We start from the raw sequence: 19,719 nt of genomic DNA, 5'->3' as shown, positions 1-19,719 counted from the left end.
CACGCGGGTCCGGGAACGCGGGAGGGGCCCGGCTCGCGCCGGGCCCCTCCTGTCGTCACGTCCGCGCGATCAGCCGTTCGGTGGTGTGGCGCCGCCGATCGGGTCGGGCTTCGGGTCCGTCTCCGACGTGGTCGACGGCGTGCAGAGCGGCGGCCGGCACGGCTGCTGGGTGCGGGTCGTGCTCGGGGTCGTCGGCCGCTCCGTGGTGGTCTGGTCGGAGGTCGGCCGCTCCTCGTCCCGCTTGGTGGTCGTGGTCGGGGCCGTCGTCGTGGTGGTCGTGACGACCGGCTTCTCGTTCTCGAACTGGTTCAGCGGCTTCGCCTTGACGAACTTCTCCGGCGGCGTGCCGTTGAGGGCCCGGTCCATGAACTTCTTCCAGATCTCACCGGGCAGGCCGCTGCCGAAGATCGGCTTGCCCTGGGCGTTCAGCAGGGCCTTGTTGCCCTCGTTGCGCCCGATCCACACCGACGTCGACAGCGACGGGGTGTAGCCCACCATCCACGCCTTCGAGTTCTGGCTGGCGTCGTCCGGGAGCTCGTGCGTGCCGGTCTTGCCGGCGCACTCGCGCCCGCCCGCGCAGACCAGGGCCGGCGTGGACGACACGACCGGCTTGAGCGCCTCGGTGACGTTGTCCGCGATGTCCTGGCTCTTGACCGGGTCCGGGTCGAACGCGGGCCGGGTCACGTCGATGTGCTGGTAGACGGCCTTCTCCGCGTCGTCGGTGATCTTCGAGATGAAGAACGGCTCGTGGTAGACGCCCCGCGAGGCGAACGAGGCGTAGGCGGAGGCCATGTCGAACGGCCTGACCTGCGCCTCACCGCCGCCGAGCGCGATGCCGACGTTCGGCGCGCCGCCGTTCTCGTTGGTCAGCAGGGCCCGCTCCGCGCCCTGCACGTTCACGGTCTTCGGGATGCCCGCGTCCCACGCGGCCTGGGCGACCGGCTGGGTGCCGATCTCCAGCACCATCTCGTAGAACACCGTGTTCAGCGACAGCCTCATCGCCTCGCGGATCGGGCACTTCTCGCCGCACCTGTTGCCCGGGTCCGAGGCGTTGCGGATGGTGATGGGCACGGGGCCCACGTTCTTGAACACCTTCGGCGACCGGCCGTCGTACGCCGAGCCGAGGCCCTTGCCCGCCTTGAGAGCGGCCACGAGGTCGAACGGCTTGAACGACGACCCCGCCTCCTGGAGCGTGTTGCGCGCGTAGTCCAGGCCCGCGCCGTCCTCGCCCGCGTAGTAGGCGCGCACGGCGCCGCTCTGCGGGTCGATCGCGGTCAGCGACTCCTTCAGCTCCTCCGGCTCGCCCTCCATGACCTCGCGGACGGTGTCCTCGGCGGCCTGCTGCATCGGGGGGTCGATCGTGGTGTGCACGGTGACGCCGGTCTTCTGCGACTTCTCCAGGCCCCAGCCGATCCGCTCCATCTCCTGGATGACCTGCTCGCGGATGTGCATGCGGGGGCCGTTCAGGCCGCTCTGCGCGGACATGTCGACCTTCTCCGGCAGCTTCTCGCTCTCCCGGTAGGTCGAGTCGATCCAGTTGAACCGGAGCAGCTGGTTCATCACGTACTCCCAGCGCTCCTGGGCGTACGCGGGCTCCTCGGACCGGCTCGGGCTCTGGATCATGCCCGCGAGCAGCGCGGCCTGCGAGTACGAGAGCTGCTTGAGGTCGTCGACGCCGAAGTACGCCTTGGCCGCCGTCTTGATGCCGTACGCGCCGCGCCCGAAGTAGATGGTGTTCAGGTACGCGGTGAGGATGTCCTTCTTGTCCTGCTGCTCGGACATCTTGTACGCGGTGACCATCTCGTTGAACTTGCGGGTCAGCGTCCCGTCGTCCTCGCCGGTGGCCTTCTTCACGTACTGCTGGGTGAGGCCCGAGCCGCCGGACTGGCCGCCGGTGGCCTGGTAGTAGACCGCGCGGGCGATGGCCGTCATGTCGAAGCCCATGTTCGTCTCGAACGTGGGGTCCTCGGCGGCGAACACCGCGTGCTTGACGGTGTCCGGCAGGTCCTCGTACTTGACGAGGGTGCGGTTGGCCTCGCCGGAGGCGATCCGGGTCATCTCCGAGCCGTCGGAGTAGCGGATCGAGATCGCCTTGCCCTGACCGGCGGCGACCTCCTCCGGGATGGGCACGTGCACGACCTGGTAGGCCACCGCGAAGGCGACGACCGGGGCGAGCATCATCAGGCCGAGGGTGACGTAGCTGGTGCGGCGCACGCGGCGCCAGACCTTCTTCCGGCGCACGGCGCGGGCCTCCCCCTCGGTCAGCTCCCCGTCGTACTCGTCGTCGTAGAACGGTTCGAGCTCGATCTCGTCCTCGCGGTGCGTGAGGAGCTCGGGCTCGCGCGGCGTGCTCTGCTGGTGCACGGGCGGCAGCAGGTCGGTCGGCTCCTCGCCGGGACGCCGCTCCGGACCGGGACCGCCGGGACGACGGGGACCGCCGGGGCCACCCGCGGGCGGGCGGGCGCCGGGCGGGACGGGACCACCGGGCGGGACGGGGCCGCCGGGTCGCCGCACGCCGCCGGGGGGCGTCGCGGGGCGCTGGGGCGGACCGCCGGGCACGCTGCCGGCCGCGCCGGGGACACCGGAAGCGCCGGGGCCGCCGGGCCTGCCGTTGGGCACGCCGGGGCCGGGCGCGCCGGGACCGGGCACACCGGGTCGGCCGCCGTTGCCGGGCACGCCGCCGGGGCCGCCGGGTGCACCGGGGCCGTGGGGACGACGAGGGGGCGGCCCGCCGCGGGGGACGCCGCCGGGCGGCGGTCCGACCGGGGGGTTGCCGCCCGGCGCACCCCCCGCCGGCGGGACGCCACCGGGGCGCGCGAAGCCACCCGGGGGGGTGCCGTGCCGAGGACCGTCGGCGCGCGCGAAACCACCTGGTGGGGTGTTCGGACGCTCCGGCTGATCCCCGGCGTCACGCCGAGGAGGATGCGCGCCGCCGTCCGGGTCCTCCCCGGTCGGCCACTGCGGCTCCCCGCCACGTTGCCTGTCGTCATGCTGGTCGTTCACGAAATGGCCTCCCAGACCGGCGTGCGAGCGCACGCGGTTCGGTGGTCGTACGCCACAGCCCCTCGGTGGAGCTGCGCCCGTGGCCGGAGCAGGTTCACTCCGCCGCGGTCCTCCTGCGCGGCTTGCGAGAGTCCAGGCCACGCGTTCCCAGGACGTACGACTGCACCAGGTGGTTCCAACTACATGTGCGGCAAACCTCGACGACGTACACGGTGAACTCCTCGAAGAGGCTCGCCATGCGCGTGAGCTCCTCGGCGGTGCGCGCGGACCCGGCCGCGTGCTTGAGCTCGTCGCCGTAGACCCAGGACACGTGGGTGAGCGGTTCCTTGCGGCACACCGGGCAGGTCACGTCGCTCGGTCGGCCGTGGAACTTCGCAGCTCGCAGCAGGTACGGGCTCGCGTCGCAGACCTCCATCGTGCCCACTCGGCCCGCGTAGACCTCCGCCAGCAGCGCACGGCGCTGCAGGGCGTAGTCCACGACCTGGCGTTGGGTCGACACGGGACCAGAGTACGTGGCGCCCCGACCGCTTCGATGGGCCGTTCAGGGCAGTGCGCCGAAGGCAGGGGGCGCTGTGTGCCACACGACACCGTGAAGGCGCACGCGGATGTATCGCACCGATATACTCACCACACCCATCGGCGCTCATCGGGCGGGAGGTGCCAGTGCTGGAGTTCGCGATCCTCGGGCTGCTGCACGAAGCACCCATGCACGGCTACGAGCTGCGCAAGCGCCTGACCGAGCTGCTGGGGGCGTTCCGCGCGTTCTCCTACGGGACGCTGTACCCCACGCTGCGCAAGCTGCAACGTGGCGGCCTCATCGTCGAGGAAGTGCCCGAGGCGGACCCCGTCCGCTGGGGGCGCCGGGCGCGCAAGGTCTACAAGCTCACCGCGGAGGGCAAGGAGAAGTTCGCCGACCTGCTGGCCAACGCCGGCCCCCAGACGTGGGACGACGACTCGTTCGGCGTCCACCTGGCGTTCTTCTCCCGCACCCCCGCCGAGATCAGGATGCGCATCCTCGAAGGCCGCCGCAGGCGGGTCGAGGAACGCCGCGAGGGGCTGCGCACCTCGTTATCGGCCACGAGTGAGCGGATCGACCGGTACACGCGGGAACTGCACCGGCTCGGGCTGGAGAGTTCCGAGCGCGAGGTGCGGTGGTTGAACGAGCTGATCGCGACCGAACAGGCCGAACAGCGCGAGCGGGACGAATGAACCAAGCAGAACAAGAAGGAGGACTCGGCATGGGCGACAACCGCCGCACCGTTCGAGTGGCCATCGTCGGGGTCGGCAACTGCGCGGCGTCGCTGGTGCAGGGTGTCCACTACTACCGCGACGCCGACCCGAACACCAAGGTGCCGGGTCTCATGCACGTCCAGTTCGGCGAGTACCACGTCCGCGACGTCGAGTTCGTCGCCGCGTTCGACGTGGACGCCAAGAAGGTCGGCACGGACCTGTCCGAGGCCATCGGGGCCAGCGAGAACAACACGATCAAGATCGCCGACGTGCCGCCGCTGGGCGTCACCGTGCAGCGCGGGCACACCCTCGACGGGCTCGGCCGGTTCTACCGGGAGACCATCGAGGAGTCCGACGAGCAGCCGGTGGACGTCGTCGCGGCGCTCCGCGAGGCCGAGGCCGACGTGCTGGTCTCGTACCTGCCGGTCGGCTCGGAGGAGGCGGACCGCTTCTACGCGCAGGCCGCCATCGACGCGGGCGTGGCGTTCGTCAACGCCCTGCCGGTGTTCATCGCCTCCGACCCGGTGTGGGCGGAGAAGTTCCGCGCCGCGGGCGTGCCGATCGTCGGCGACGACATCAAGTCGCAGGTCGGCGCCACGATCACGCACCGCGTGCTGGCCAGGCTGTTCGAGGACCGGGGCGTCCAGCTCGACCGCACCATGCAGCTGAACGTGGGCGGCAACATGGACTTCCTGAACATGAAGGAACTGGAGCGCCTGGAGTCCAAGAAGGTCTCCAAGACCCAGGCCGTCACGTCGCAGGTGGACCGCGACATGGGCAAGCGCAACGTCCACATCGGCCCGTCGGACTACGTGTCCTGGCTGGACGACCGCAAGTGGGCGTACGTGCGGCTGGAGGGTCGCGCGTTCGGCGACGTGCCGCTGAACCTGGAGTACAAGCTGGAGGTCTGGGACTCCCCGAACTCCGCGGGCATCATCATCGACGCGGTGCGCGCGGCGAAGATCGCCCTCGACCGGGGCATCGGCGGCCCGATCCTGTCGGCGTCGTCCTACTTCATGAAGTCCCCGCCGGAGCAGTACTCCGACTCCGCGGCGCACGAGGCCGTCGAGGCGTTCATCCGCGGCGACGTGGAGCGCTGACGCCTTCCGCCGGACCGGTGGCCCACCCGCGCGGGGCCACCGGTCCGGCGGTTCCCGCGCCGGGAACCGCCGGTCGGGGCCCGCTGTCGGGGCCTGCCGTCAGGGCCTCCAGTCAGGGTCCGCCGTCGAGGGCCGCCGTCGAGGGCCGCCGTCAGGGGCCGCTGTACGGCGCGACCTGGCCGACGTGCGTGGCCGGGCGGGTGGCACCGTCCTGGAGCAGCACGCGCCCCGCGGGCCACGCCAGCTCCTGCGCGGCGGTGGTGCCCGGCGGCGTGACCACCAGCCCGCGCACCTCCCAGCCGTCGGGCTGCGGCGCGTAGGTCAGCGTGGCCGCCGCCCTGCCCCCGGGGGTCAGCGTCAGCGGGGCGGTCTCCGCCCCCTCCTCGCGCGCGATGTCCCAGCGCAGCCCGTCGGCGCCGTCGAGCCGCACGCCGGGGAAGCCCGACACCGTGCAGTCCCCGTCGTCGCGGTTGGTGAACACGATCACCAGCGCCTGCCGGCCGCCGTCCGCCGGGGAGCCCGGGACCGCGGTCACGCCCAGGTCGTCGCACCGCTCGACGGGCTTGCTCCGGTTCGTCGTCTTGGCGCTCTTCGTGCTCTTGGCGGTGGTCGACCCGCCCTTCGACGACTTCGACTTCGACGTCGACGAGCAGCCCACCAGCGCCGTCGCCGCGACCAGTGCGACCAGGGTCGCCGTCACCCCGCGCGTCCACGTCCCGTTCACGCGTCCCCCGTTCCGTCCGCCCGCATTGCCGGGTAGGACGCGTCACCCCTCGCCGGAGAACACGTGTGTGACGCGGATCATGTCACCTCTTGGTCAGGCGCAGCGCCTGCCACGACCCGTCCGCGGTCCACCCGCCGTCCACGGGCAGCGCGACCCCGTTGACGAACCCGCTCCGGCGCGGGTCCGCGAGGAACGCCACCGCCTGCGCGACGTCGTCCGGCGAGGCGAACCGCCCCATCGGCACGTGGTCGGTGATGTCGGCGTCCGAGTAGTGCCCGCCGGCCTGGTCGGCGACGTCCATCTCCGTCTTCACCCAGCCGGGGCACACGGCGTTGACCCGCACACCCCGCCCGCCCCACTCGACGGCGAGCGTGCGCGTCATCCCGATCAGCCCGTGCTTGGTCGTGTTGTACGCGGCCCGGTCCGCCACGCCCCGCAGCCCGGCGACGGACGCGACGTTGACCACCGACCCGCCGCCGCGCGCCAGCATCAGCCGCCCCAGCGCCTGCGTGAGCAGGAACGGCCCGGTCAGGTTCACCGCCAGCATCCGCTGCCAGTCCTCCAGCGGCACGTCCTCGAACGGCGCGATCCCGGAGATGCCGGCGTTGTTGACCAGCACGTCCACCCGCCCGGCGACCCGCTCGACCACCTCCTCCACGTCCGCGGGCGACGCCACGTCCCCCACCACCCCGCCGGGCGTCTCCCGCAGGTCGAACCCGACGACCTCGTACCCGTCCCCCGCCAACACCGCCGCGACCCGCGCCCCGATCCCCTGCGCCGCCCCGGTCACCACCGCCACCCGCTGCTCCATGGGGTGCACGCTAGGGCCGCGGCACCCCGAGCGCGCCGGGCAGGTCCTCGATCCCGCCCAGCGCGGTGACCTCCGCCAGCACCGCCGGGTCCGGCGGGAAGTGGGGGTTCGGCACGGCGTACACGGTCATCCCGGCGGCCAGGGCGGCGCGCAGGCCGTTGGTCGAGTCCTCCACGGCGGCGCTGCGGGCGGGGTCCGCGCCGAGCTTCGCGCAGGCCAGCAGGTAGACGTCGGGCGCGGGTTTGCCGGCTCCCGCCTCCTCGCTCGACACGGCGACCGGCACGACCTCCGCCAGGCCCGTGGCGTGCAGGAACGCCGTGATCAGGCTCGGCGGGGACGAGCTGGCGATGGCCACCGGCCACCTCGCGGCCATGGCGCGGACCACGTCCGCGGCGTGCGGCAGGACCGGCGGGCCGGCCTCGTAGCGGCGGTCCATCTCGGCGACCACGCCGGCCGCCGCGTCCGCCGGGGACAGCTCGACGCCGACCTCCTCGACCAGGTAGGCGCCCCACTCGGGGGTGCTCATGCCCTGCATCGCGCGGGTCGCCGCCGGCGTCCACGTGCCGCCGTGCGCCACGGCGAACGCCTGCCTCACCTCGTCCCACACCGTCTCGGAGTCCACGAGCACGCCGTCGAGGTCGAACACCACCGCATCCACGCCACCGACCGTAGTGTGAGCGCACTTACTTCGTCATGCTAACCAAAATCGGTTAGGCTGGCTAAGTGAATTTCCTCGACCAACCCCGTCAGGTGTGGGTCACGGCGTTCGCCGCGGTCATCGCGTTCACGGGGATCGGCCTCGTCGACCCCATCCTGTTGTCGATCGCGGAGGGCCTGCGCGCCACACCGCCGCAAGTCACCCTGCTCTTCTCCTCCTACCTGGGCGTCCAGGTCGTCGCGATGCTGTTCACCGGCGTCGCCGCCGCCCGCTTCGGCGCCAAGCGCACCCTGGTCGGCGGCCTCGCCCTGATCGTCGTGGCGACCGTCCTGTGCTCGCTCGCCGGCAGCATCGGCCAGCTCGTCGGCCTGCGCGCCGTCTGGGGCCTCGGCAACGCCTTCTTCATCGCCACCGCGCTCAGCGTCATCGTCGGCGCGGCCACCGGCGGCCAGAAGGGCGCGATCCTGCTCTACGAGGCCGCCCTCGGCCTCGGCCTGAGCGTCGGACCGCTGCTCGGCGCGCTGCTCGGCAGCTTCTCCTGGCGCGGCCCGTTCCTCGGCACCGCCGTGCTGATGACCGTCGCGCTCGTGCTGTGCTCGGTCTTCCTGACCGCCGACGAGCCCCGCCACGCGATCCGCCTACTCGACCCGCTGCGCGCCCTCCGGCACCCCGACCTGCTGCGCACCGCCCTCGGCTCCGCCCTCTACACGGCCGCGTTCTTCGCCGTGCTGGCCTGGTCGCCGTTCGTCCTCGGCTGGGGCGCGGTCGAGATCGGCCTGGTCTTCTTCGGCTGGGGCCTGTGCGTCGCGGTCTCCGGCGTCTGGCTCGCGCCGCGCCTGGCCGACCGCTTCGGCGACCGCCGCACGACCGTCGCCGCCGTCCTCGCCTTCGCCGTGCTGATGCTGCTCATGGCCGTGCCGAGCAAGCCGCTCCTGGTGGTCGCGGTGGTCGTCAGCGGCATCGTGTCCGGGCTGCTCAACACCCTGTTCACCAGCACCGCGATGAGCGTCAGCCCGGCGCCGCGCCCGGTGGCGAGCGCGGGCTACAACTTCCTGCGCTGGCTCGGCGGCGCGCTGGCCGCCACGTTCGTCGGCCACCTGCCGCAGCCGTTCGCCTGGGCCGCCGCGGCCTGCGTGCTCGCCGCCGTCCTGCTCGCCTTCGGCCACGCGCGGCGGCACGCCGTCCCGGCCGAAGCCGTGCTGGTCGGCGAGGAGCCGGCGGGTTAACAACGGGTGAACGCCGGCCTACGGTCAGTTGGTCCCGGACTGACCGTAGGAGGCGTTCGAGTGCGACCACTACCCCTGCTGCCCGGCCACTCACCCGGCCGCGCGGCCGTGACCTGCCGGTACCGCTGCGGCGACGCGTGCTTCCACGACGTGCCCAACACCTCGGGCAACCCGTACTTCGGCGACCTGGTCGGCCGCCGCACCGCGATCAAGGCGGGCGTCGTCCTCGGCGCCGCGCTCACCACGACGAACGCGACGGCCGCCGCCGGCGCCGCGCCCGTCACCGGAACCGCCATCGACCCCGACCCCGCCGCCGGAGCCGAAGCCGAAGCCGGAGCCCACGACCGCCCCGCCCCCGGCCTCGACTTCGAGCCGGTCGCGCCCAACACCCTGGACGCGGTCGTCGTCCCGGACGGCTACCGGCAGGCGGTCGTCGTCCGCTGGGGCGACCCGCTGTTCCCGGACGCCCCGGCGTTCGACTTCGACCGGCAGACCGCCGCCGCGCAGGCCCGCCAGTTCGGCTACAACTGCGACTTCGCCGCCCTGCTGCCGCTCGACCCGCCCGGCCGGGTGAACCTGCTGGTCACCAACCACGAGTACACCGGCGAGCCGTTCATGTTCCGCGGCTACGACGAGGCGAACCCGACCCGCGAGCAGGTCGAGATCGCGTGGGCCGCGCACGGCCTGTCCGTGCTCCGCGTCGACCAGGACCGCGACGGCCGCCTCACCCCGCGCTTCTCCCCGCACAACCGGCGGATCACCGCCACCACGCCGTTCGAGCTGCGCGGCCCGGCCGCCGGGTCCGACCTGCTCAAGACCAGCGCCGACCCGACCGGCACGCGGGTGCTCGGCACGCTCAACAACTGCGCGGGCGGCGTCACGCCGTGGGGCACCGTCCTGTCCGGCGAGGAGAACTTCAACCAGTACTTCGCCGCCACCGGCGACCCGCGCGAGGTCCGCTACGGCATCAAGGACAACCCGACCACCCGCAAGTGGGAGCGCTTCGACGAGCGGTTCGACCTCGCGCGGGAGCCGAACGAGGCCAACCGCTTCGGCTACGTCGTCGAGATCGACCCGCACGACCCGACCTCGACGCCGGTCAAGCACACCGCCCTCGGCCGCTTCAAGCACGAGTGCGCCAACGTCCGCGTCGCCCGCGACGGCCGCGTGGTCGCCTACTCCGGCGACGACGAGCGCTTCGAGTACATCTACAAGTTCGTGTCCAGGAACAAGGTGCGCCGGGGCGGCAGCCGCTCGGCCCGCCGGCACAACACGACCCTCCTCGACGACGGCACGCTCTACGTCGCCCGCTTCACCGGCGACAGCCCGCCGGCCGAGGTCGACGGTTCCGGGACGCTCCCCTCCGACGGCCGGTTCGACGGCCGCGGCGAGTGGGTGCCCCTGGTGAGCGGCGACCGCTCGTTCGTGCCCGGCATGACCGCCGAGGAGGTCTACGTCTTCACCCGCCTCGCCGGGGACCGGGTCGGCGCCACGAAGATGGACCGCCCCGAGGACATCCAGACCCACCCGCACACCGGCGTCGTCTACTGCGCGCTCAGCAACAACGTCGACCGCGGCAAGGAGGGCAAGGAGGGCGCCACCGAGCCCAACCCGCGGGTGGACAACAAGCACGGCCAGGTCCTGGAGCTGACCGAACGCGGCGGCGACGCGCTCGCACTCGCCTTCACGTGGAACCTGGTGCTCGTGTGCGGCGACCCGGCGTCCCCGGACACCTACTTCGCGGGCTACGACAAGTCGCGCGTGTCGCCCATCTCCAGCCCGGACAACGTGGCGTTCGACCGGCACGGCAACCTGTGGATCTCCAGCGACTCCGGCGGCGCGCTCGGCGGCCTCAACGACGGCCTGTACGCGGTGCCGGTCGCCGGGCGGGAACGCGGCCACCTCAAGGCGTTCCTCACCGTGCCGCGCGGCGCGGAGACGTGCGGGCCGGTCATCGGCGAGCGCGTCGTCACGGTCTGCGTGCAGCACCCGGGCGAGGTGGACGGCGCGAGCGCGGACGCCCCGGTGTCGCACTGGCCCGACGGCGGCGACTCGCAACCCCGCCCGTCCGTGGTCGCGGTGTGGCGGGAGGGCCGCCGGATCGGTGAATGACCCCCTGTGACCAGGCGGTTCCCCTGGGTGCGGACTTCGAGGTGTTCGTCCCGCGTTCACCTCGAAGTCCGCTCCGCGTGGGATTGCACTCCTACGTTCGCCCAGTTCCCACTGAGCGATGTCGGAGGTCCGCGTGTCCTCATCCACCGGTCGGGGGCGGCGCCTGCTGCCCCTGCTGCCCAACCACCCCCTCGGGCGGTCGGCGGTCACCTGCAAGTTCCGCTGCGGCGACGCGTGCGCCCACGAGGCGCCCAACAGCTCCGGCAACACCTACTTCGGTGACGTCGTGGGCGAGGTCGTGCGCCGCCGCGGTCTGCTGAAGGCCGGTGCGGTGCTGGCCGTCGCGGGCGCGGGCGCCGGGCTGCTCGGCGCCGGCACCGCCGCCGCGGACCCCCGCCGCCCGGACGCCGACGCCGACCGCGACCTCGGTGGCGGCCGGCGGCAGGACGGCCTGAACTTCACCGCCGTCACCCCGAACACCGAGGACCGCGTGGTCGTGCCCGACGGCTACGACCAGTCCGTCGTGATCCGCTGGGGCGACCCGGTGCTGCCCGGCGCGCCCGCGTTCGACTTCGACCGCCAGACCGCCGCCGCGCAGGCGAAGCAGTTCGGCTTCAACAACGACTTCTGCGGCCTGGTGCCCCTCGACGGCCCCGGCGAGCGCTGGCTCATGGTGAGCAACCACGAGTACACGACCGAATCGGCGATGTTCAAGGGCTGGACCGCGGACACCACCACCCGCGAGCAGGTCGAGATCGCCTGGGCCGCGCACGGCATGTCCGTCGTCCTGGTCGAGCGCGACCGCCGCAGCGGCAAGCTCACGGCCAAGGTCGACCGCCGCCACAACCGGCGCGTCACGATGACGTCGGAGTTCAGGCTCACCGGCCCGGCCGCCGGCTCGGCCCTGCTCAAGACCTCCGCCGACCCGTCCGGCACGAAGGTCCTGGGCACCATGAACAACTGCGCCGGCGGCGTGACCCCGTGGGGCACGGTCCTGTCCGGCGAGGAGAACTTCAACCAGTACTTCGCCAACGCGGGCACCGTCACCGACCCGGTCGCCAAGGCCCGGCTGAGCCGCTACGGCCTGTCCGGCGGCGCGTCGACCCGCCGGTGGGAGGAGTTCGACAAGCGCTTCGACGTGGCGCAGGAGCCCAACGAGGTCAACCGGTTCGGGTGGATCGTCGAGATCGACCCGCTCGACCCGACCTCGACGCCGGTCAAGCACACCGCGCTCGGCCGCTTCAAGCACGAGGGCGCCAACGTGATCATCGCCCGCGACGGCCGCGTGGTCGCGTACATGGGCGACGACGAGCGCTTCGACTACATGTACAAGTTCGTCTCCGACGAGAAGTACAAGCCGGGCAACAGCCGCCACGCCCGCGACCACAACAAGAAGCTGCTCGACAAGGGCACGCTCTACGTCGCGAAGTTCAGCGGCGACAGCCCGGCCGCCGAGATCACCGGCACCGGCGCGCTGCCCGCCGACGGCGAGTTCGACGGCACCGGCGAGTGGATTCCCCTGGCGTCGGGCAACCGCTCGTTCGTGCCCGGCTTCACCGCCGAGGAGGTCTACGTCTTCACCCGGCAGGCCGCCGACGCGGTCGGCCCGACCAAGATGGACCGCCCCGAGGACGTCGAGCCGAACCCGCGCAACCGCCGCGTGTACGCCGCGCTCACCAACAACACCGACCGCGGCAAGGCGGGCAAGGAGGGGCCGACCGAGCCCAACCCGCGCCCGACCAACCGCCACGGCCACGTGCTGGAGCTGGAGGAGCGCCGCGGCGACAACACCGCGACGACGTTCTCCTGGAAGCTGCTGCTGGTCTGCGGCGACCCGAACTCCGCCGACACCTACTTCGGCGGCTACGACAAGTCGCAGGTCTCGCCGATCTCGTGCCCGGACAACCTGGCGTTCGACAGCCGGGGCAACCTGTGGGTCTCCACCGACGGCAACGCGCTCGGCTCCAACGACGGCCTGTTCGCCCTGCCGGTCGAGGGGAAGTACCGCGGCCGGGTGAAGCAGTTCCTCACCGTGCCGCGCGGCGCCGAGACGTGCGGCCCGGTCATCGAGGACGACTTCGTCCTGGTGTCCGTGCAGCACCCGGGCGAGATCGACGGCGCGTCCGCCGACACCCCGCTGTCGCACTGGCCGGACGGCGGCGCCACCCAGCCGCGGCCCTCGGTCGTGGCGGCGTGGAAGAAGGACAAGGGCCGCATCTGCGGCTGACCCGAGGGGGAGGGGTCCGTGCCGGGTGGTGCGGGCCCCTGCCCGTTAATGTCCTCCCATGACCCGACCCGTTGCCCTGATCACGGGTGCGTCGCGCGGCATCGGCGCGGCCACCGCCCGCGCCCTCGCGCCGACCCACGACCTGCTGCTGGGCGGCCGGGACACCGACGCGCTCGACGCGCTGGCCACCGAGCTGGGCGGTGCGCCGGGCGGCGCGTCCGGCAGCGCGTCGCCGTGGCCCGTCGAGCTGACCGACCCGGCCGCGCTCGCCGGGGCCGTGGCCGGCCTCGACCGGCTGGACGTCCTCGTGCACAGCGCGGGCGTCGCCGAACTCGGCCCGCTGGCCGACGCGGGCGTCGACGTGTGGCGCCGCACGCTGGACCTCAACGTCGTCGCCGTCGCCGAGCTGACCAGGCTGGCGCTGCCCCTGCTGCGCGCCGCGCGCGGCCACGTCGTGCTGGTCAACTCCGGCGCGGGCCTGCGCGCCAACCCGAACTGGGGCGTCTACGCGGCGAGCAAGTTCGCGCTGCGCGCCTACGCCGACGTGCTGCGGGCCGAGGAGGAGGACGTGCGCGTGACGTCCGTGCACCCCGGCCGGGTCGACACCCCGATGCAGCGCGGGGTCCGCGAGCAGGAGAGCGGCGAGTACGAGCCGAACCTGTACCTGCGGGCGGAGTCCGTGGCGCGCGCCGTCGCCGGCGCGGTGCTCGCGGGCGAGGACGCCCACGTCACCGAGGTCGTCGTGCGGCCCCGGCCCCGGACCTAGCCGGCGAAGGTCAGCACCCGGTCGGTGGCGAACCACGCGAGGTCGCGGTCCGCCACCGACGAGGTCGCCGCCACCGACGCGGACACGACCTCGCCGTTGCCGCGGAAGCCGTGGGTGGTGCGCCGGCCCGCGCCCTCGGTGAACACCACCAGGCCGCCGTCGTGCTGGCGGACCGCGCCCGTGCACCGGGCCAGGGCGCACACCCGCGCCGGGGTCGACCACCCCGGCCCCTCGACCCGCACGGACAGCGCGTCCGGGCCGCCCGGGGTGGTGAACCGCACCTCGCCGGTCGCGTACCCCGCGCCCCGGGTCCAGCCGGCGACCACCACGTCCGCCGACCCCGGCACCAGCCGCCGGACCAGCAGCGCCTCGCGCTCGGCGAACCGCGCCGCGTCACCCGGCGACCGCCCCGTCCCCGCGACCGCCGGGTTCCCCACCACCGGGTCGGCCACCACCGGGTCTGCCACCACCGGGCCCGCGCCCGCGACGAGGGAGGCGAGCGCGAGTGCGGTGGTCAGCGTCGTGCGGATCATCGTGCGTCCTCCCGAGGGGCGTCAGCCGTCTCCTCCAAGACGCCGCAGCGGGCCGATCTGTTGCCTAGCGGAGCCGTTCGGACACGGCGCGCACACCGGCCTGCGCCTCGTGCCGGTCCACGCCGGTCGTCTCGCCGTCGGCCACGACCTGCTTTCCGGCCACCCACACGTCCTTGACGCGCCGCGTGCCCGAGGCCCACACCAGGTTCGCCAGCACCTGCTCGTCCGGCGCGTCCAGGCCGGTCGCGAACGCCGGGTCGTCCACGTCGACGTGCACCACGTCGCCCCACCGGCCGGGCTCCAGCGCGCCCAGGTCGTCGCGGCCCAGCGCCGCCGCGCCGCCGCGGGTGGCCAGCAGCAGCGCGTCGGCCGCCCGCATCGCGGTCGCGTCCAGCGCGGTCACCCGGGCCAGCAGCGCCGCCAGCCTGGCCTCCTCGAACAGGTCGAGGTCGTCGTTGGACGCCGGCCCGTCCGTGCCGAGGCCCACCTTCACGCCCGCGTCCACGTAGGACCGGATCGGCGCGATGCCGGAGGCGAGCTTGGTGTTCGAGCCGGGGCAGTGCGCCACGCCCACGCCGTGCTTCGCGTAGATCGCCACGTCCTCCGGCGACAGGTGCACCGAGTGCGCGGACAGCACCCGCCCGCCGAGCACGCCCGCCTGCTCCAGCAGCCGCGGCACGGAGCCGTGCGACTCGCGCTGCGCCACGTCCTCCTCGAGCGACTCGGCGACGTGGACCTGGAACAACGCGCCCCGCTCGCGCGCCTCGCCCGCCACCTCGCCCAGCGCCTCCGGCGACAGCGTGTAAGCCGAGTGCGGGCCGTAGCCCAGCTCGACCCGCTCGTCCGGGCCGAACCGCAGCCCGTCCGCGTCGATCCACCGGGTGATCTCGTCCGCCATCGGCCGCCACGGCATCCCGGGCAGGTCCATGATCGCCGCGCCGAACAGCACCCGGGACCCGGCCCGGAGCACCGCGTCCACCAGCTGCTCGCCGTGGAAGTACATCTCCGCGCTGGTCGTCACGCCGTTGCGCAGCATCTCCACCGCGCCGAGCAGCATGCCCGCCCCGATGTCCTCGGGCTTCATCTTCGCCTCGGCCGGCCACATCGCCTCGCGCAGCCAGCGCAGCAGCGGCAGGTCGCCGCCGAGGCCGCGCAGCACCACCATCGGGCTGTGCGCGTGGGTGTTGACCAGGCCGGGCAGCAGGATGCCGGTCAGCTCGCGGACCTCGCCGGCGAACTCGGGCGCGTCGGCCCTCGGGCCGACGAACGACACCCGGCCGTCCACGACGTCGACGACGGCGTCGCGCAGGACCGAGCAGCCGGGATCACAGGGCAGGACGACGGGAGCGTGCAGGCGCAGCGACATGGTGCTGATCCTGCCCCACCCGTTCGGCTGACACACGCCACCGCCGCGTGCCCCTCCGGGTGACACGAAGAGGGGGTTTGGCCGTCTGGGCGAGTGCGCGGCGGGGATCGGCCGTAGCGTCCGGAAGCGGTTCGACGGATGCGGCGAAAGGGATGACGGTGGCGGCTCGTGACGGTGACGGCGCCGGGCCCGGTGCCCGTGAGCAGCGCGTGGTGGCGGTACTGCGGTCGGAGGCGGACTTCACCGACCCGAGCCTGTCCCGCGAGCACCGCTGGCTCGCGCTGTACCTGGTGGTGCACCTGGCCGACGGCCACGGAAGGCTGAGCACGGCCTGCCGGAGGGTCCTCAAGCTCGCCGCCCGGGACCGCAGGCACTGGGCGCACAACCGCTCGCTGGGCGCGGTGCGCGCCGAGGTCGGCCGCTGGATCGGACCCGCCGCGCGGGCGTCCGGCAGGCCGTCGTGGAACCGGGTGGCCGGCCTGGTCAAGGCGGCGGTGGACCCGGCGAAGGCCCAGGACGTCCTCACCACCGCCCGCTACCTGCACGCGCTGGCGTCGGGCGGCACCCCGGACCCGAAGGCCCGGCCGGCGTGGCTGGGCACCGAGGTGGACGAGGTGGGCGAGGTGAGCACGGCCCTGATCGGCGGCCCGGAGTGGGCGCGGAAGCACCGCCTGACCCCTGTTCTCCCCGCCGACGCCCCCACGGACCTGCCGACCGACGCCCCGACCGACGCCCCGGCGGACACCTCCGCCGACGCCCTGCCCACCGACGCCCCGCCCGCCGACGCCCCGCCCGCCGACGCCCCGCCCGCCGACGCCCCGCCCACCGACCTCCCGCCCGCGGCGGTCGTCCTGACCGCGCCGGCCGCCGCGGGGGGCGTCGCGACCGCCCCGTCCGTCCCGGCCCCGTCCGCCCCCGCCGATGCGCAGCAGGCCGACACGCCGCAGGCCGGGGCGACCCCGTCCGAGGCTCCGCAGGTCGGCACCGCCCTGTCCGAGGCACCCGCCAGGACCGGGACCGACCCCGAGCGCAGCAGCTACCAGCTGCTCTGGACCGTCGTCCGCGCCCACCGCGACGCGCAGGCCCGCTACGAGGCCCGCATCGCCGAGCTGGAGGAACTCGTCGGCGACCTGCGCGCGGCCATCGCCGCCGCCGGCCTCCCCGGCGGCATCCCCGCCCAGCGCCCCCGCCGGCGCCTCACCGCCGGCCGGCACCTCGCGCTCGACGACCCGGCCCAGGCGTTCACCTACCCGCTGCCCGCCGAGCTGCCCGAGCCCAGGACCGCCACCACGTAGGGCGCCTCACCCGGCCACCGGCAGCTCGGCCCGGACCTCCCAGCCGCCACCCGGCCGGGAGCCCGCGCTGAACCGGCCGCCCAGCAGCTCGACCCGCTCCCTCATGCCCACCAGCCCGTACCCGCCGGACCCGCCCACCGGCGCGGTCCGGGCGGCGCGGCCGTCGTCGGCCACCACCACGTGCACCCGGCCGTCCGCCACGGACACCGACACGTCCACCGCCGACACGCCCTCGGCGTGCTTGCGGGTGTTGGTCAGCGACTCCTGCACCAGGCGCAGCACCGACCGCCCCAGCGACGGCGGCACCGCGTCGGGCAGGTCGACGTGCAGGCGCACCGGCTGCCCGGACTCCTCCACGACCCCGCGCACGTCGTCGGCCAGGTCGCTGGTCGCGGCCGGCGACGGCGCCTCGGCCTCCGCGCCGCGCAGCGTGCCCACGAGCCGGCGCATCGCGGTCAGCGCCTCGTTCCCGCTGTGCGCGATGACCGGCAGCACCTCCTGCGCCGCGCCGGGCACGGCCTGCGCCGCCTGCGCGTGCACCACGATCGCCGTCACGTAGTGCGCCACCACGTCGTGCAGCTCGCGCGCCAGCGCCATGCGCTCCGCGTGCTGCGCCGCCGCCACCTCGGCGCGCACCGCCGTCGCGCGCTCCCGGTCCCGCGCCCGGAAGTACAGCCCGGTGCCGATCGACAGCGCGAGCAGCACCGACCCGCCCAGGGCCTGCTGCCACACCTCCGGCCCCGAGTACCCCAGCTCGGCCCAGTGCTGGAGGTAGTAGTTGGGCCGCAGCGGCTCGCTGACCGCCGACGCCGCGACGAGCGCCACCACCGCGACCACCGCGCGCGGCCACGGGGACTGCCGCACGACCACCGCGACGGTCGCCATCACGGCCGCCGTCTCGGAGATCGTCAGACCCGCGACCACGGGTAGCGCGGGCGACTGCCCGACGACCAGCAGCACCACCGACCCGGCGACCACGGCGGTGGCGGCGGCGAGCGCGGCGTCGAACGGCCGCCGGGGCGCCAGCACGGCCAGCGCGCAGACCACGGCCGTGCCGGGCAGCTGCCACCGGCCCGCGTCGCCGATCTGCTCCGTGGCGAGGAAGAAGAGCAGCGCGCACGCCAGGGGCCACTGGCGGCGGGCCAGGGCGCGCCACCCGAGGTGAGTGCTCTCCACGGCACACCACCGTAGGTCCTGCGGGTGGATCGCGCGTCCGCCCCCGGTCGGGTGGGGCATCCGCCGCGAGGCTGACCCGAATGCCCGCCGAAACACACCAGTGGCCGATGCCGGATGACGAAACGCGGGGTGACCCTGGAGCCACAAGTCGGGGAACGGAGGACCGCCGTGTTCGGAGTGGTGATGACGTGGGCTGGGGCTGTGCTCGGCCTGCTGGTGCTCGTGCTGATGGCGCTCGCCGGTGTGCTGGTCGACTCGCAGCGCTGACGAAAGGCGGACCTGACGAAAGTGGACCCGACGGCAGGCGGGCGCCTCAGGCCCCGGCGCGCCGCCGGAGCAGCTCGGCGAGGCGGCCGGGCGGCTGGGTCGCCGGGGTGCCGGCGGGGGCGAAGCGGCCGGGGCCGCCGGCGCGGGCCCGGCGGGCGGCACCCGGGTCGAGCCGGAACGCGGGCCGCCCGCCCGCGCCGCGCTGCCGCGAGCGCAGCCACGACAGGCGGTGCAGCGCCTCCGCGTGGTGGTCGGTGACGGTGACCCGGGCCAGGTCGAACGAGTGCAGCACGGCCCGGTTCAGCTCGACGACGGCGCGGTCGCGCCACAGCGAGCGCTCGGAGGACGTGTCCAGGCCCAGCGCCTCGGCCACCGGCCGGGCCGCGCCGCAGGCGTTCTCGTCGGCGAGGCTGCGCGCGCCGATCTCGGAGCCGACGAACCACGAGTTGAACGGCGCGGCGGGGTAGGTGACGCCGCCGATGGACAGCCGCGTGTGGGCGATCACCGGCACGGCGTGCCAGCGCAGCCCCAGCTGCCCGAACCACGGCAGGTCGGGGTGCTCCAGGCACACCTCGTGCACGACGTCCGGCGGCACGGTGAACAGCTTCGCGCCCTCGTGCGCGGTCTCCACGACCAGCGGCAGCACGTCGAACCGGCCGGGCGGACCGGGGGGCCGCCAGCCCATCTCCCGCACGGCCCGGGTGAACCCGGCGTAGCGGCGGTCGCCGGTGCCGTCGGCGTGGCCCGCGTACCGGACGAGCTGCTCGTTCCAGACGCACGGCCCGGGCGACCCCGGCGCGTCCGGCGCGAACACCGTGACCAGGGGGCGGATCTCGCCGCCGTTGGTGGCCAGGCGCAGGTGCTCGACGCACTCGCCCGCGACGGCGGCGGCGTTGCGCAGGCCGCGCAGGTCGCGGACCTTGAGCCGGCGCCACGGCACGCCGCTGGTGCACCAGCCGCTGTCGCGCAGGGCGATGCGCGCGCCGTAGGCCAGCTCGTCGGGGGTGTGGCGGTAGGTGCCGGTCCCCGCCACCTCGTCGCGGACGGCGGCCAGCCTGGGGCCGACCGGTCCGGCCCCGGGGTGCGCCGTGTGGAACATGCGGAGGAAGGACTCCGCGGCGTCCACGTCGAACGTGGTCGGTTCGGTGTCGACAGCGGTCACGGGCGGCAACCGTAGTTGCGGGGCGACGTCACCCGTCACTGCCGGACGGGGCACACCGGGTGA

16 protein-coding genes are annotated in these 19,719 nt (G+C 74.0%); 7 read left to right on the top strand and 9 right to left on the bottom strand.

What is annotated here, in order from left to right:
• Positions 1-69: 69 nt before the first annotated feature.
• Together ACRAKJ_RS41535 and ACRAKJ_RS41530 are read right to left on the bottom strand one after the other, a co-directional pair.
• Positions 70-2,676, bottom strand: a complete 2,607-nt coding sequence (locus ACRAKJ_RS41535; protein ID WP_438926528.1) for a transglycosylase domain-containing protein — start codon at positions 2,674-2,676, stop codon at positions 70-72.
• 421 nt (positions 2,677-3,097) lie between these two features.
• Entirely contained in the window at positions 3,098-3,502 is a 405-nt protein-coding gene (locus ACRAKJ_RS41530; RefSeq protein WP_438926527.1) for a DUF5318 domain-containing protein, read from the bottom strand.
• Positions 3,503-3,666: 164 nt separating this feature from the next.
• Here ACRAKJ_RS41530 and ACRAKJ_RS41525 point away from each other — a divergent pair, with 164 nt between their 5' ends.
• Positions 3,667-4,212, top strand: a complete 546-nt coding sequence (locus ACRAKJ_RS41525) for a helix-turn-helix transcriptional regulator (protein WP_438926526.1) — start codon at positions 3,667-3,669, stop codon at positions 4,210-4,212.
• Positions 4,213-4,241: 29 nt separating this feature from the next.
• A complete protein-coding gene (locus ACRAKJ_RS41520) occupies positions 4,242-5,333 on the top strand; it encodes an inositol-3-phosphate synthase (protein WP_438926525.1) in 1,092 nt (363 codons plus the stop codon).
• 151 nt (positions 5,334-5,484) lie between these two features.
• Here the strand turns inward: ACRAKJ_RS41520 and ACRAKJ_RS41515 are convergent, their stop codons facing one another.
• The 3 genes from ACRAKJ_RS41515 to ACRAKJ_RS41505 form a co-directional block, all read right to left on the bottom strand.
• Positions 5,485-6,033 (bottom strand): DUF4232 domain-containing protein, encoded by a 549-nt coding sequence (locus tag ACRAKJ_RS41515; RefSeq protein WP_438926301.1) that lies wholly within the window; start codon positions 6,031-6,033, stop codon positions 5,485-5,487.
• A gap of 106 nt (positions 6,034-6,139) precedes the next feature.
• Entirely contained in the window at positions 6,140-6,868 is a 729-nt protein-coding gene (locus ACRAKJ_RS41510; protein ID WP_438926302.1) for an SDR family oxidoreductase, read from the bottom strand.
• 10 nt (positions 6,869-6,878) lie between these two features.
• Positions 6,879-7,526: an HAD-IA family hydrolase gene (locus ACRAKJ_RS41505; protein ID WP_438926303.1), complete on the bottom strand. Its 648-nt coding sequence runs from the start codon at positions 7,524-7,526 to the stop codon at positions 6,879-6,881.
• A 65-nt stretch (positions 7,527-7,591) separates the two neighbouring features.
• Here ACRAKJ_RS41505 and ACRAKJ_RS41500 point away from each other — a divergent pair, with 65 nt between their 5' ends.
• The 4 genes from ACRAKJ_RS41500 to ACRAKJ_RS41485 all read left to right on the top strand — a co-directional run bounded on the left by ACRAKJ_RS41500 (position 7,592) and on the right by ACRAKJ_RS41485 (position 13,857).
• Positions 7,592-8,752: an MFS transporter gene (locus ACRAKJ_RS41500; protein ID WP_438926304.1), complete on the top strand. Its 1,161-nt coding sequence runs from the start codon at positions 7,592-7,594 to the stop codon at positions 8,750-8,752.
• Positions 8,753-8,812: 60 nt separating this feature from the next.
• Positions 8,813-10,864 carry a PhoX family protein gene (locus tag ACRAKJ_RS41495; RefSeq protein ID WP_438926305.1) on the top strand — a complete coding sequence of 684 codons (2,052 nt, stop codon included), beginning with the start codon at positions 8,813-8,815 and terminating at the stop codon, positions 10,862-10,864.
• A gap of 133 nt (positions 10,865-10,997) precedes the next feature.
• Complete coding sequence (locus ACRAKJ_RS41490) at positions 10,998-13,091, top strand: PhoX family protein (protein ID WP_438926306.1); 2,094 nt, start codon at positions 10,998-11,000, stop codon at positions 13,089-13,091.
• A 58-nt stretch (positions 13,092-13,149) separates the two neighbouring features.
• On the top strand, positions 13,150-13,857 hold the full coding sequence (locus ACRAKJ_RS41485; RefSeq protein WP_438926307.1) for an SDR family oxidoreductase: 708 nt from the start codon (positions 13,150-13,152) through the stop codon (positions 13,855-13,857).
• On the opposite strand, the gene ACRAKJ_RS41480 is transcribed toward ACRAKJ_RS41485, so the two are convergent.
• Complete coding sequence (locus ACRAKJ_RS41480) at positions 13,854-14,390, bottom strand: hypothetical protein (RefSeq protein WP_438926308.1); 537 nt, start codon at positions 14,388-14,390, stop codon at positions 13,854-13,856. The two genes, ACRAKJ_RS41485 and ACRAKJ_RS41480, sit on opposite strands and share 4 nt — an antisense overlap.
• Before the next feature lie 64 nt (positions 14,391-14,454).
• Positions 14,455-15,756 (bottom strand): amidohydrolase family protein, encoded by a 1,302-nt coding sequence (locus ACRAKJ_RS41475; RefSeq protein ID WP_438926309.1) that lies wholly within the window; start codon positions 15,754-15,756, stop codon positions 14,455-14,457.
• A gap of 212 nt (positions 15,757-15,968) precedes the next feature.
• Between ACRAKJ_RS41475 and ACRAKJ_RS41470 the strand changes: the two genes are divergently transcribed.
• Positions 15,969-17,051, top strand: coding sequence for a hypothetical protein (locus ACRAKJ_RS41470; protein ID WP_438926310.1), 1,083 nt, complete (start codon positions 15,969-15,971; stop codon positions 17,049-17,051).
• 6 nt (positions 17,052-17,057) lie between these two features.
• On the opposite strand, the gene ACRAKJ_RS41465 is transcribed toward ACRAKJ_RS41470, so the two are convergent.
• The gene (locus ACRAKJ_RS41465) at positions 17,058-18,227 is read right to left on the bottom strand and encodes a histidine kinase (protein ID WP_438926311.1); all 1,170 of its coding nucleotides are present in this window, start codon (positions 18,225-18,227) and stop codon (positions 17,058-17,060) included.
• 313 nt (positions 18,228-18,540) lie between these two features.
• Complete coding sequence (locus ACRAKJ_RS41460; RefSeq protein WP_447008838.1) at positions 18,541-19,656, bottom strand: nitric oxide synthase oxygenase; 1,116 nt, start codon at positions 19,654-19,656, stop codon at positions 18,541-18,543.
• Positions 19,657-19,719: the final 63 nt, after the last annotated feature.

The sequence above is a fragment of the Saccharothrix sp. DSM 118769 genome, from assembly GCF_052936295.1.
This window is presented reverse-complemented; position numbering and strand designations above follow the sequence as displayed.